This window comes from Gilvimarinus sp. DA14, assembly GCF_024204685.1.
GTDB lineage: Bacteria > Pseudomonadota > Gammaproteobacteria > Pseudomonadales > Cellvibrionaceae > Gilvimarinus.
This window is the reverse complement of sequence record NZ_CP100350.1, coordinates 487,846-501,785: the sequence shown is the minus strand read 5'-3', so window position 1 is coordinate 501,785 and position 13,940 is coordinate 487,846. Positions and strand designations below refer to the sequence as shown.

Here is a 13,940-nt window from a genome sequence, read left to right as displayed (position 1 = left end):
TCCTTTTGTCATTTAATGAACAAACAAAATAATAATAATCAGCGGTGCCAACACCCCAAAGACCACTGCGGGCCAGGTACCGGGGCGGGTTTTCTGCAGGCGAATGAGCAACCACAGGCCAGTGATTGAAAACAAAACACAAGCTACAGCAAATACATCGATAAACCAGCTCCAGGCAGTGCCGGTATTGCGACCTTTGTGCAGATCATTGAGATAAGCGATGACACCACGGGTGGTTTTTTCATATATGGCTTCGCCGCTGGTCAAATCGATGCTCATCCAGGCATCGCCACCTGGCCTGGGCAGCGGCACGTAAATTTCGTCTTCGTACCACTCTGCCTCCACAGAGCTATTGATATAAATACCCATAGCGCGCCGAATCTCTAAACGCAGTTCTCGGGGCAAGGGGCCGCTCTCGCCTTCTGGCAGTTGCAGGTGTTGCAATACAGCGCCATCCAGGCTGGCGTCTAGACTAAGGGTCGATTTCTGCGCGGGTATTTGATGGGCGTGATTGAGCGTAATGCCGGTAACAGCAAACAACAACATCCCCACCAGACAAATGGCTGAGCTTACCCAATGCCACTGCCGCAGGCTTCCAAAACGCAAATTAACCCCCAAACCAATCACTTGATACGCCGCCAGATGCCCTATCAAAGAGCCCTACGATCTCGATAATGATTCTCATTTTATTGACAGATGGCAGTCACCGCAATCTTTTTACACTGTAAAGTCGGAACAACAGAAACAACCGAACAAATAGTATTGATAACCGTTATCATTTGTGTAAGCATGAGTTCATGCGCTACTGTTGAATCACAGCAGTACAGCTTGGTCTCATAACGCACGAGCAATGGCAGTCAACCCAGAAATGCCGGAGGAAACCATGAGTCATACTCGCATTGAAAAAGACAGTATGGGCGAGTTGGATGTGCCCTTGGACGCCCTTTATGGCGCCCAAACCCAGCGCGCGGTCAATAATTTCCCGGTGAGTGGCCAGAGCATGCCAGAGGCGTTTATTCGCGCCCTGCTGCTTATCAAAGCGTCGGCAGCCAAGGCGAATGCCGAGCTGGATACTCTGGACGCTGAAATCGCCGAGGCTATTGTCAACGCCGCCGACAAGCTGCAAAAAGACCCGGCGCTGTGCCACCACTTTCCGGTGGATGTATTTCAAACTGGCTCGGGTACCAGCACTAATATGAATGCCAACGAGGTGCTCGCCACCCTGGCCAGTAAAAGTTGCGGCCAGAGCGTCAGCCCCAACGACCATGTTAACTGCGGCCAAAGCAGTAACGATGTCATCCCCACCGCGATACACGTTAGCGCCTCACTGCTGGTGGCGCAGAATCTTCTTCCCGCGATGGAGCATCTGGCGCAAAGCTGTCGCGACAAAGCCCAAAGTGTTGACCAATACGTCAAAACCGGCCGCACCCACTTAATGGACGCTATGCCAGTGCGCCTAAGCCAGCCAATCAACGCCTGGGCCGGGTTAATTGAGCAACACATAGGCAATATCAAAGCCCTGCAAGCGCAGCTGCAAAGTCTGGCTCAAGGCGGCACCGCTGTCGGTACCGGTGTCAATGCGCACGAGCAATTTGCCGCCACCTTTTGCAACAAGCTCAATGCCTTAACCGGCCTAACCTTTACTCCCGCCGCCGATTTTTTTACTCATATCAGCAGCCAGGACACCGCCGTTGCCCTATCGGGCCAACTAAAGGCGAGCGCAGTCAGCCTGATTAAAATTGCAAACGATTTACGCTGGATGAACTCCGGCCCTTTAGCGGGGTTAAGTGAAATTGAACTGGAAGCCCTGCAACCTGGGTCGTCCATTATGCCCGGCAAAGTTAATCCGGTAATTCCCGAGGCCGCCGTGATGGCGGGCTATCAGGTTATCGGTAATGACACCGCCATCACCCTGGGCGGCCAATCTGGCAATTTTGAGCTGAACGTCAGCCTGCCACTGGTGGCACACAATCTGATTCAGAGTATCACTCTAATCAGCAACGCCAGCCGGTTATTGGCCGACAAAGCCATCAAAACCTTTAAGGTGAATGAACAGAGCCTGCAAGCGTCTGTCGCCCGCAATCCTATTTTGGTTACTGCACTCAACCCGATTGTCGGCTATTTAAAAGCCGCGGAAATTGCCAAAGCCGCCTACGCCAGCGGCCGCCCGGTCATTGATGTCGCCGCCGAAATGACGGATATCAGTGAAGATGAATTAAAACAATTGCTCGACCCGAGAAAACTGACCCAGTAGGTGACTCACTATGGAAAAAACCACTACAGCGCCCGCTGCCTCACAGGCATACTGGCAACAACCTATGGATGCCGGCATGCTCGGCTGTCGCCTGCAAACCAAAGCGCGCAAACACTTGCAGGCGCAGCAGTGGGGGCTGGCGGTTAAAGACTATGCCACCGCACTGGAAGTGGCCGACACCATGCTGCAAGATCCGATAACCCAAAAGTTCGCGATCGAGCGCTACCTGCGTGCCGCGCTGGAGCTGACTTACGCCATGCGTAAATACAAGCCGCACACAGATCTAAGCGAGTTAATTGAAACCGTAAAACAGCGCTTGCAACCATTGTTTGCACCACTACCCGCCGAGGTGGTTATAGCGCCGTTAATTGACGTAGCTTTCTCCCCCATAAACGATGTCGACGACTGGATTAATATGTTGTTTAGCTACGAAACATCTGGCCAGAGTGCCCCCCACTAAAATGGCAACAAAACAGTCGATGCAACGTAAAATGGAAACGCTGCTGCAGCGCGTGACAGATTTGCAGGTGGATGTATTCCACCAACACAACAAACACAAAGAGCAACAGGTTTTTAAATTAAAACACCGAGCCGCGCATTTAGGTACGCAACTGGCGCTGCGGCAAATTACCGGGAAAATTTGATATGCCTTTTTCACTGCAAAAGATTGCGACCCTGAACACCCAACTGCGAGATTCCAGCCCGGGAGACATTATTGCCTGGGCTTGTGAGCAAAAACTAAAAACTGTGTGCACCACCAACTTCGGTCCCCACGAAGCGGCTGTTCTGCAGTTGGTTAGCCAGCACGGGAAAAACACGCCCATAATTTGCGTAGATCACGGCTACAACACCAAAACCACTTATCAAATTGCCGAGGAACTCACCCAGCGTTTTCAACTTAACGTGGATTATTTTACCCCTAAAATTACCAGCGCTCGCCGGCAAGCGGTACTGGGTGGCTTTCCCGATTTGGATGACGAGGTGGCCCACAAACAGTTTACCCAGGAAGTAAAGCTTGAGCCTTTCGCCCGCGCCTTTGCCCAGTATAAGCCGGACATATGGATTACCGGCATTCGCAAAGATCAAACCGAACATCGCGCCAACTTGGATATCCTTAGTCTGGATAATCAGCACCAGTGTTTAAAAGTTGCTCCTTTTTTTCACTGGGGCAAAGAAAAAGTAGAAAACTATATGCGCGAGCATGATCTACCCATAGTCGTGGATTATTTTGATCCCACCAAGGTGTTAGATAATCGCGAATGCGGCTTGCAGCTCGGCTAACCCGCCCATTAATAGCAGGCGTTTACGTAAAACAGCCCCCTTCATCAATTACACAACTTATCAAGCACTCGCCTCGGCGCCTGCTTGATAAGAATTATCATTAGAATTACGATAACCCCCCTTTATAACAAGCCCCACAGCAACGAGGCCTAGCTATGCGCGCCGTAAAAACTATATCCACTCTCGCTTTTTTATCTCTTACCAGCCTGCCTGCCCTGGCGCACTGGTCGCTGGCTCCAGAGCAATCCAGCCTGCATTTTGTCACCGTTAAAAACGATGTAATTGCCGAGACCAACCAATTCGAAAATTTTTCGGCCAGCGTGACTGACGAAGGCAAAATTGAAGTGAGCATTGACCTTGCCAGCGTCAATACCTTGATTGAGTTGCGCGACCAACGCCTGCGCGACATTCTGTTCACTACCGAGCAATTCCCCCAGGCGACCTTAAGCGCGGAGCTTGGCGCCGACTATCTGCAAGAGTTGTCACTCAATAAGCCACAAAACCTCGATGTAGAGCTCGAGATAAACCTGCACGGCCAAACCAAAGCCCTGCCCGCACACCTAACCGTTACCAAGCTGGACGATGAAACTCTGTTGGTCGCCACCCGCGCCCCGGTTTTGGTAAATGCCAAAGACTTTGCCTTACTCGAAGGTATACAGCAGTTGCAAACCATAGCCGGCCTGAACAGTATTGAATCGGTTGTGCCGGTAACCGGCGTATGGACCTTTAAGCTGGGCCATTAAGCCCGGCAAAAAGCACACTGCCAACGATCTCCGCAGCGGATGCCGGGCTGTGGAGATTATAAAACTTGAAACCCAATTATAATTTACAAAAGTTTAACTCCCCCCACGCAACGAGAAATCACGTAAAAGCTATTTATATTCAGAAGCTTAAGATAACTATTAAAAGCGAAATCTATCTAACCACCAGCCCCCACATCTCATTGATAATTATTTTCATTTTTATTATTCTACACGCCTTACCCGCTAGCCCCTCTTAGGCAGCAAGGTTTACAGCAACTGGTCCACGGTAAATGGTCCACAGTAATAACGGAGCTCAATATGGCTGATATTACCGAAGCCAATGTCGGTTTGATTTTTGGTACTGATACCGGCAACACCGAAGAGATCGGTGAAAAAATAACCACTGCCCTGGCCGCTCACGGCGTTATCGTTGAGATGATCAACGTAACTGACACCTCACCTGAGGAGATTGAAGGCTTCGACTTCATTATTATGGGGATTCCCACCTGGGATTTCGGCGGCATTCAGGAAGATTGGGAAGAGTTTGAAGAGCAGATTCTGGCCACCAAACTGGCGGGTAAAACCGTTGCTCTATACGGCTTAGGCGATCAGCGCGGGTACGGTTTTTACTTTTTGGACGCCGTGGGTTGGCTCAACGAGCGAGTGCTCAAGGCTGGCGCCCAGGTGATTGGTCACTGGCCCACCAAGGGTTATGACTTTGACGAGTCTTTGGCTCTTACCCAAGATCGCACTCACTTTGTCGGCCTGGGCATCGACGAAGATCAACAATTTGAATTGACCGACGAGCGTGTAGAAACCTGGGTAAATCAAATAGTTGCAGAATACGCCAGTGCCAACGCCGCATAGCCACAAAAAACCTTTTCTCTGCGCTCGGCATAAAACTCTGGCGCAGCAGAATCCGGCACGCTGCCGAGCGCTGGTAAAGCGCTTGCACAGTGAAGGCCGCCAGGCGCTGCACACGGCGCAGTACCGTAAAGCCATTCCCTACTTGGGCGCAGCGTTTGAAAGCGCCGAAATTCTGCTGCAGCAAGAGACAGTCGCTCACAGCGATATTGACCGCTATCTAAAGCTGTCGCTCGAACTCATTTACGCCTGTCGCAAGTCCGACTACCCTATTCATACCCCTGAATTAGTCGAGCTGGTTAAACGCCAACTCGAACCTCACTACTCATTGCGTCACACGCAAAAGCTTCTCACACCACTGCTGGACGTCGCCTTTACGCCGATGGCCGCTGTCGATGAATGGGTGCAAACAATGCTCGCTCTGGATGAGCGCCAACAACACCCCCTGCATTAACTACCCACTGCACGCTAACGAAAATTGTTATCGTCTGCATTCAAGGTTAAGATACGACCTCAAATAGAGGTCAACCCATGCCCAAATCAGCACGACTTTTTAGCTCCCCCAAGCTGCGCCTTCTGGCCTGTCTCTTGGGCGCCCTGATTGCCGCCACACTGATTACCGCCGGAGCGGGAATCTATTTGCCCATGAATGAGATTGACCGGATCGGTGTACCAATTCTGCTCTTCCCGGTCACCTGGACACTGCTGTTTCTGTATGCCGCCATGGTGAAAAAGCTCTGGCACGCCTGGCTGCTTTTTATTCTATTAAGCTTGGTTCACGTCGGGCTTATCTATCAACACCTGGCCGGATAAACCATGCAAAGAGATACCACCAAAAAATTCTATATCGTGCACAGCTGGGTGGGCGTTGTCACCGGCATTTTGCTGTTTATTGTTGCTTTTACCGGGGCATTGTCCGTGTTTGGGCACCCGGAGTTAAAAATCTGGTCGCACCCGGAAATACGCGGCGACATCGAGCACGACTTTACCAGTATCGATTACTTACTGCGCCAACACGTAAAGCAGGTAGATCCGTCGTACCTGGAGCATGTGCGTATCACCCTGCCCGGCGACAGCAGCGCCACCAAACTTTACTTTGGCTTTGAAAAAGAAATTGAAACACCCAGCGGTGGCCATGAACATCGGGTACAGGTATTCAGTCATCACCCGCAAACCCTCGACCTGGAAGACACTTTCGAGGGAAGCAGCGCCGAGTGGTTTGCCCAGTTTCCCGGTGACATGGCCAGGTTTATGACCACCTTCCATGCTGACTTACACCTGGGCAATCCCATTGGTTTGGTGCTAACTGGCTTACTCGGCTTGACCCTGTTCGCCTCGGTAGTAACCGGGGTGCTTATTCACCGCAAAATTCTCAAAGACTTATTCAGTTTTCGCCCCTTTCGCAGTTTGCGCCTGCTGTTTACCGACACCCATAAAGTACTGGGCGTATGGGGATTGCTGTTCCACGGGGTGATCGGTTTTACCGGCGCGTTTTTGGGTTTAGTACTGGTATTGTTGGTGCCGGCGGCGGCTTTTGTCAGCTTTGCCGGCGATCAAGAAAAGCTGGTGGAAACTTTTTTACCGGAAACCCAGCCCGCACTCACAGGGTTGCCTGCCGAGCCGCAGGTGGGCCAGGTGCTGACAGAATTTTCCCGCCAGCATCCGCAACTTATCATTCGCGATTCAACCGTTTATGGCTGGGGCGACAGTGGCGCGGTGATAGCAATCAGCACTGCAGGCGGCAATACGTTATCAGCGTTTGTTACCCACGAGCTAAACGCGGTAACCGGTGAGCCATTAGCCCAGTACAGCACCTTTGGTCGCCATCAAAGCGTTACCGGCACACTGCTGGACGCGATGTACCCACTGCACTTTGGTGACTTCGGCGGCCTGTTGGTGAAAGTTATTTGGGGGCTGCTGGGAGTGGGCACCGCTCTGGTAGCAGTAACCGGCATGATGATTTGGATAGAAAGGCGGGCCTACGGCCCCGAAGGCAGTTTATCGGTTGCCGCCTATCAACGTATCAGCCGCTTTACCGCAGGCGCGTGTATGGGGTTAGTGGTAGCAAGTCTGGCGCTGTTTTATGGCCAATTGCTCCTCTCAGTGGCCCCCACCCATATGAACTACTGGCTGGGAGTAATCTTTTTTACCAGTTGGCTTGCGGTGTTGCTTTACGCACTGGTGCGCGGCAACTCTTATAAGAGCATTAAACAATTATTTGGCCTTTGCGGTTTACTGGCGCTGGGCATTCCGGTACTTAACGGCATTGTCACCGGCGACGCCCTGCCCCTAGCTTTAATGAATGGTAAAACCGTCACAGCCTGCGTGGACATCACTCTAGTGGCGGTCGGGCTGCTGTGTCTTTGGACGGCGCGCAAACTCCCAGCCAGCCGTCCCGTAAGCGGTCGTTTCGACCGCCCCTCAAACGTGGCCGGCGAGCGCTATCAATGGGAGGAAGCCCAATGAGTGGTCTGTTAATTATTGTCTCGCTGGTAGCGAGTTTGGCCGTGGTATTGCTTTGGCACCGGGGGCGAGCACCAGCCAGGGTACCCCGACCGGCTTTGAATCTTATTGCCCTAGCTGCCTTGGCAATCAGCATTTGCGCCCTGGTACCAGGCTTTGGTTGGGCGCGGGCGATTTTTATTGCACTCGGTGCAGTGTCCGCCTTCGGTTGCGCTTATGTAATTGTCAGAGGTCTGACGAACTCTGAGCATTGAGCCAACCCCAGTCACAAAAACGGCGCCCTAAGGCGCCGTTTTTGTTAAATACCGCCACTTAATTAAAAACGATAATCCAGAGTCACACCAAACTGACGCGGCGCACCCAGGGTAACCGAGGGCGGCTGGCTTACACTTGCCAACTCCACATACTCTTCATCAAACAGATTGGTGACAGTGGCGTACACCGCCAGCTGATCCCACTCGTAGCCAAGCTTTGCGTTGACCAAGGTGCGCTGATCATTTTTTGGGTCAAAACCTTCGTCACCCTCGCTTAAACCATTTGCGTAAGGATTAACTGCAACGATAGAGCTGTCGGCATAATTGGCATTTATGCTGGCAAACAGACCACTTGGCGAGTGATAACTGGCACCAATATTTGCGGTCCACTCGGGCGCGCGAGGAAAAGCCCGGCCAGACAAGTCATAGGTCGCTGTAGGCTGCACAATGGTAAATTCGTCAAACTCGGTTCGCGAATAACCCAAGCCACCAAACACCTGCAGCGTGTCGGTCGCGATGTAATTAAGCTCCAGCTCAAAACCCTCTACGGTAGAGCTGCCGGCGTTTTGAGTTTCCGTGTCGTAGGCGTTGCCTGACAACTGCACCGCTATTTGCTGATCTTGCCAATCAATGTAAAACAGGTTGGCGTTGGCCGTCAGGGCACCGTCTAACCAGGCCGTACGCAAAGCCAGCTCATAGTTGTCGGTAAACTCCGGCTGGTAGGTAAAAATAGAACCCTGCGCGACATTGGTGCCTACGCCACCAGAGCGGTAACCCTCCTGGTAGGTGAAACTCAGGCTGACATCGTCGCTAAAACGATAGGTGGTCCCGAGCTTTGGTAACCACTCATCGAAGCTGGCATCTGCGGGTGGCTCTGTTCCAGAAGCATCGTCAACCATTTGATACAACTGCGCGTTAATACCGGTAATCAACATGGCCAGCTGCGCATTGGCAGCGTAGTCAGCCGGATTGGGCAGTAAGTCTTCGTTGTCGATGGTGTACAGAGTATCGCTGGCGTTGCGCTGCTCTTCTTTATCCCAGCGCAGCCCACCAAAGATGTCCCAGTTTTCGGTTACGCGGAAGGTTAAGTCGGTGAATACAGCTTGGGTTTCCACCCCCTGTTCCAGCTTTGAGTAGGTGCCCAGGCGCACCGGATCGATGGGCGCGTAGAGCGACAGCACCATATCAGCGGTGGCCTGATCCAGACCAATACCGCCGTATTCTGGCGGGGTGACCAATAACGTGGGCAGGCCGGTTTCCTGCAGCGTTAAGCTACGCTGACCACTGGCTTCATCCACTACGTCCAGGTCTGAATAATAGGCACCCACCACACCGCTTAAGCGATCAAACTCCATCACCAGACGGAACTCCTGACTCAGGGTTTCATCAATGCGATCATCAATCAGAATGGACAGCGGCTCGGAGCTGGCGTCGCCATCCCACTCATAGCCGTACTTGGAGTCCGAGTAGCTGGTAATCGACATCAACTGCAACTGTTCGCTAAAGCTGTAATCCAGTTTTAAGGTGGTGATGTCGGCATCGTTCTTCTCGAAGGTAGGGTCGTTAAAGGTTACGATACGATGGTCAAAATCGCTGCCATCTGGGTTGGGCTCGGTCCAGCGCACCCCGTACTCGGTCTCAGTGCGCGAGAAGCTTAGCAACGCTGAGAAATCTTCTATTGGCTCGAACAACAACTTACCCCGGTAGGTATTGTTGTTGTTAAAGTCCGGATGATCACCCCGGGTAGTATTGTCGTTAATACCGTCAAAGTCATACTGCTCGGCACTGATACGAAATGCCAACACATCGTCAATTAAGGCGCCGGCACCGGCAAAGGCCAGTTGCTGTTTACCATATTCGCCCGCCCCCAAACGCAATTTTCCCTCCCATTCATAGGTCGGGTCCTGGGTGTTCACAATAACCGCACCGGCGAGCGCATTGCGCCCCTGCAGGGTCGATTGGGGACCACGCAACACCTCTACCTGAGAAACATCCCAGGTTAAAAAGCCGCCTTTTTGGATCGCACGATACGGCAGTGGCGCTCCGTCAACGTAAACACTGGCCAGATAACTATTACCGCCGCCGGACACGTTAAAGGCATCAATACCGCGAATGCTGAAACCACTGCCCAGAATACCGTGCACATTGGGCACCCGATCGAGCAACCCGTAAAAGCTGTCGATCTGCTGGTCATCCATAAACTCCTCGGTCAGAACCGCCACACTGGCGGCGGTATCTTGTACCGAGCGCTCGATTTTCTGCCCTGTAACCACCAACTCTTCCGCTCTGGGCGGCTGATTATCGCTTTGTGCCTGCGCACCTAATGCTGCAATCAGGCAGCTCAAGCCAAATGTCGCTTTGCGACCGACGTGTTTTACTAGCATGTTTCCCCCAAGTGACTCGCAACAATTAATGATATTTATTATCACATGCATTACAATCCGCAACAATATTGAAAGCCTGCATCCACCCCAACTTAAGGAGAAGCAATGGGTATAGTGGTCAAGCGTCGTTCAAGACAGCGCTATTCAAAAGAGTTTAAGGCGCATACCCTGGCTCTGATTGACGAGGGCATGTCACCGGCCGAAGTCGCCCGCCAACAGGGTATTCGCGAAGCCAATATCTACCGCTGGCGCCGCGAGCAGGAAACCTCTAACAGTGGCGAACTACAACAAGCGCAACAAGAAATTGCCCGCCTGCAGCAGGATAATGCCCGCCTTCGCCAGGCCTTAAAAAACGCCCAAGATGCGCTGCAAACGCGCAGACATCACTAGCGCGCACCAAGACTAGGCAAAGTCAGGCAAGACGGACTCCGCACCGGCCAGGGCTCAGGCCGTATTTGTCATACAGGAACAATATTCTTTTTCTATACTGAAGCTCGGCACGGCTGATGCTTGAAACTCGACAGGCGGTCAGGCCTGAAAGGTGAGCACCGACGCCCTCAGAGGTAAATAGGGAAGGTTTATGAAGCGGCAAAACGATACACTGGAGCGTATTTACCAGGAAATCAAACAGGTTATTCTCCAGCGCCAACATCCGGTTACCGGTTTACTCCCCGCCAGCACGGCGATTACCACCCACGGCAATTACACCGACGCCTGGGTGCGGGACAATGTCTACTCCATTATCTGCGTTTGGGCGCTGGCAAATGCCATGGGGCGCGCCGGGCAAAGCAACCGCCAGGATTTATTAAACCAAGCCTGCATAAAGTTAATGCGCGGACTACTGCAGTCAATGATGCGCCAGGCCGACAAGGTGGAAAAGTTTAAGCACACCCTGGACCCGATCGATTCGCTACATGCAAAATACGAAACTGCCAGTGGTTTACCCGTAGTGGCCGACGACGCCTGGGGCCATTTACAGATAGACGCCACCTCCATTTATCTTTTGCTGCTAGCACAGATGTCCGCCTCGGGGCTGCGCATCGTGTGCACCGGTAGCGAAGTGGACTTTGTGCAGAACCTGGTTTATTACATCTCCAGCGCCTATCGCACACCCGACTTCGGTATCTGGGAGCGGGGCAACAAAATCAATAACGGCCTGACGGAAATTAACGCAAGCTCTGTGGGCATGGCTAAAGCGGCCATGCAGGCGCTCGACGGCCTTAATTTATTTGGTCCCAACGCCACGCGCCGCGCGGTCATTCACGTGATCCCCGATGCGGTATCCCTGGCACGGAACACTCTGGGTGCCCTGCTGCCGCGCGAGTCTCTGTCCAAAGAAGTGGACAGTGCACTGCTCTCGGTGATTGGCTTTCCGGCTTTTGCCGTGGGCCGCCAAGAGTTACTAACCAAAACCCGCGATACGATTTTATCCAAGCTCGGCGGCAACTACGGCTGCAAACGTTTTTTGTGGGACGGCCATCAGACCGCTATTGAAGAGAGCTCACGCCTGTATTACGAACACTCGGAGCTGGCGACCTTTGAACACATTGAGTCAGAATGGCCACTGTTTTACTGCTTTTTGTACCTCAACGCATTGTTTGACGAGCTGGACACTACCGCCAATCATTACCGGCGCAAAATTGAATCATTGATGGTTCGTAAAGATGGCATAGGGCTAATTCCCGAGCTGTATTACTTACCGCAAGAATCGATCGCGGCGGAAAAGAAAAACCCCCGCTCTCAGGCGCGCCAGCCCAACGAAAACATTCCCCTAGTCTGGGCGCAAAGTCTTTATTACACAGGGCTCCTGTTGGATGAAGGTTATATCACCACCACCGATCTCGATCCGCTGCATATTCGCCGACGCTCAACACGCTTTTCCCAGGCGCAAATGGCCTTGGTGGTATTAGCAGAGAACGAAGCCGTAAAAACCACCTTGTCGCAAAACGGGGTTATTGCCGAATCTTTAGAAGACATAAAACCCATTAACGTATTGAGCGCACCGCATTTAATGGAAGCGTTCACCCGTGTAGGCGCCAACGAATCGCTCGGCTTGAGCGGGCGCCCTCGCCGGCGACTGCAAAGCCTGGCCACCTCTCACACCTACCGGATTAACGGCAAAGTCTGTCTGTGTTTATCCTGGCTGCAAAGTGAAGCTTTCGATTACCGACTTTACGATGCCGAGTTCCTCAGCGAGCTACTCATTACCGAGGTATCGCATATTCGCAAACACTGGACCGACGCCGAAGTGGCCGTGTTTACGCTCAAGGTGAATGCCAGCATCTGCCAAATTCCCAATGCGGCGGTATTCTTTCAAACCCTGAAAGACCTGCAATTGCGCAATACCCACGAGCATGTGGGCAATGCTTCGGCGAGCTTAGCGGTGCGGGCCTCGCGGGTAACAAAACTAACGCTACCGGACTTTGATTTAGAGCCGCTGAAAAGTACGCAAAGCAAACCATCGGATTCGCTGCGCATTGAGCGCAGCCGACTCGCACCCCGCTTTGCCCAATTGCAACAGCTCGCTTGCGACGAGAGCCGCGCCGCACAATTGCGCCTGGGCTTTGCCGAGTTGATAGGCGAAGCACCATTATCAGAGGATGCGGGCGACGGCCTGACGCTCATTGACGTGCTAGAGGATATTTATCAGTACGCGCGCCACACCAATCGATGGGCCCTGTGCCGCCTGTGCTTTGCCTATCTTGATCACGGCCACCAGGATCTGGCCGACAGCCTGACGCTGTTAGCGGCGCGGCACTTAAAAATAGCCGTGGGCGAAACCGCCGAGGCCGAACTAATGATTAACTCCGGCTTAAGTAACCAGGAGATTCTCGACGGCCTGGACGCCGTCTTTAACGACCCCCTGGAGCGCTCACTGGCCCAGGAAGTTATTATTGCTGTGGGCGCTCTGCTGCGTACTCAGCCCTATCTGTTCGAGGGCTTGCGTTCAATCCAGCTGCATAACTTTATGATGCTCTGCTCCCACTTTGATAAGTGCGGGAGTGAGGCGCCGATTGAATGGCTGGCCAGCCAGCCGCCGGTGTATTTGTACAAGCGCTTGCGCCGCGTATTCGACTCGCAGCGCAAAGTCTTCTCTCAGGGCGTGGAGCACAGTTTTGCCCATGGCGCCGAACAGCCCGCGCTGCTAAGCGGCAGCGACGCCATTAACGCTCACGCCGTAGATGCCGACTGGTTTGAGTGGCGTCTGGCGCGTGGGTTTATTACCCGCTTTGACGATAAATTTCTCAGTGCTATCTGGCAAAGTCTGGCCTGCGCCAAAACCCTGGTGATTGGCGATAGCAGCAGCGACGGTAAAATCGATTGCGAGCTGGTGCGCAGCTCAATGACCCCGGGAGAAGAAAGCTTTGCCCAACTGATCGACCAGCTCACCCAGCCACTGCACCCGAGCTATTACAAAAGCGCTGTGGTGGAATCTCTGCAGGCATTCACTCTTTACTGCCAGCGCCACCCGAGCGCCTACTTTGAACAGCCACTGGTGTTCAGCCGTTTATTGGAAGAGGCGGCGCGCCAGTGGGCCGATGAGAGCAACCAAAGCCCTCCCAGCGGCCGCTATCTCGACCTACTGATTCAGCAATCGCCGGCGGTGCTACAAAATGCGGTACTGACTGTGCTGGCCAGCTACGCCACGGAGGTGAGCGGGGAGCACATTACCGAGCTGTAATCACGGCTGCGCGGT

The 13,940-nt window shown here is 52.9% G+C and carries 13 protein-coding genes; 11 read left to right on the top strand and 2 right to left on the bottom strand.

What is annotated here, in order from left to right:
- Positions 1 to 12: 12 nt before the first annotated feature.
- Entirely contained in the window at positions 13 to 654 is a 642-nt protein-coding gene (locus tag NHM04_RS02105; protein ID WP_254265401.1) for a PepSY-associated TM helix domain-containing protein, read from the bottom strand.
- A 229-nt stretch (positions 655 to 883) separates the two neighbouring features.
- Between NHM04_RS02105 and NHM04_RS02100 the strand changes: the two genes are divergently transcribed.
- The 9 genes from NHM04_RS02100 (at position 884) to NHM04_RS02060 (ending at position 7,608) form a co-directional block, all read left to right on the top strand.
- Positions 884 to 2,254, top strand: coding sequence for a lyase family protein (locus NHM04_RS02100; RefSeq protein ID WP_254265400.1), 1,371 nt, complete (start codon positions 884 to 886; stop codon positions 2,252 to 2,254).
- 10 nt (positions 2,255 to 2,264) lie between these two features.
- The gene (locus tag NHM04_RS02095) at positions 2,265 to 2,714 is read left to right on the top strand and encodes a hypothetical protein (RefSeq protein ID WP_254265399.1); all 450 of its coding nucleotides are present in this window, start codon (positions 2,265 to 2,267) and stop codon (positions 2,712 to 2,714) included.
- 19 nt (positions 2,715 to 2,733) lie between these two features.
- On the top strand, positions 2,734 to 2,898 hold the full coding sequence (locus NHM04_RS02090) for a hypothetical protein (RefSeq protein WP_254265398.1): 165 nt from the start codon (positions 2,734 to 2,736) through the stop codon (positions 2,896 to 2,898).
- A 1-nt stretch (position 2,899) separates the two neighbouring features.
- On the top strand, positions 2,900 to 3,535 hold the full coding sequence (locus tag NHM04_RS02085; protein WP_254265397.1) for a phosphoadenosine phosphosulfate reductase family protein: 636 nt from the start codon (positions 2,900 to 2,902) through the stop codon (positions 3,533 to 3,535).
- Between the two features lie 155 nt (positions 3,536 to 3,690).
- Positions 3,691 to 4,278, top strand: coding sequence for a YceI family protein (locus NHM04_RS02080; protein WP_254265396.1), 588 nt, complete (start codon positions 3,691 to 3,693; stop codon positions 4,276 to 4,278).
- 318 nt (positions 4,279 to 4,596) lie between these two features.
- A complete protein-coding gene (locus NHM04_RS02075; protein WP_254265395.1) occupies positions 4,597 to 5,145 on the top strand; it encodes a flavodoxin in 549 nt (182 codons plus the stop codon).
- Positions 5,129 to 5,596: a hypothetical protein gene (locus NHM04_RS02070; protein ID WP_254265394.1), complete on the top strand. Its 468-nt coding sequence runs from the start codon at positions 5,129 to 5,131 to the stop codon at positions 5,594 to 5,596. Before NHM04_RS02075 ends, NHM04_RS02070 begins: the two co-directional genes overlap by 17 nt.
- Before the next feature lie 77 nt (positions 5,597 to 5,673).
- Positions 5,674 to 5,955 (top strand): hypothetical protein, encoded by a 282-nt coding sequence (locus NHM04_RS02065; RefSeq protein ID WP_254265393.1) that lies wholly within the window; start codon positions 5,674 to 5,676, stop codon positions 5,953 to 5,955.
- Between the two features lie 3 nt (positions 5,956 to 5,958).
- Positions 5,959 to 7,608 carry a PepSY domain-containing protein gene (locus tag NHM04_RS02060; protein WP_254265392.1) on the top strand — a complete coding sequence of 550 codons (1,650 nt, stop codon included), beginning with the start codon at positions 5,959 to 5,961 and terminating at the stop codon, positions 7,606 to 7,608.
- A gap of 313 nt (positions 7,609 to 7,921) precedes the next feature.
- Here NHM04_RS02060 and NHM04_RS02055 read toward each other — a convergent pair whose 3' ends face one another.
- Positions 7,922 to 10,243, bottom strand: coding sequence for a TonB-dependent receptor (locus NHM04_RS02055; RefSeq protein ID WP_254265391.1), 2,322 nt, complete (start codon positions 10,241 to 10,243; stop codon positions 7,922 to 7,924).
- Between the two features lie 105 nt (positions 10,244 to 10,348).
- On the opposite strand from NHM04_RS02055, the gene NHM04_RS02050 reads away from it, so the two are divergent.
- Entirely contained in the window at positions 10,349 to 10,633 is a 285-nt protein-coding gene (locus NHM04_RS02050) for a transposase (RefSeq protein ID WP_254265390.1), read from the top strand.
- Between the two features lie 190 nt (positions 10,634 to 10,823).
- Entirely contained in the window at positions 10,824 to 13,925 is a 3,102-nt protein-coding gene (locus tag NHM04_RS02045; RefSeq protein WP_254265389.1) for a glycoside hydrolase family 15 protein, read from the top strand.
- Positions 13,926 to 13,940: the final 15 nt, after the last annotated feature.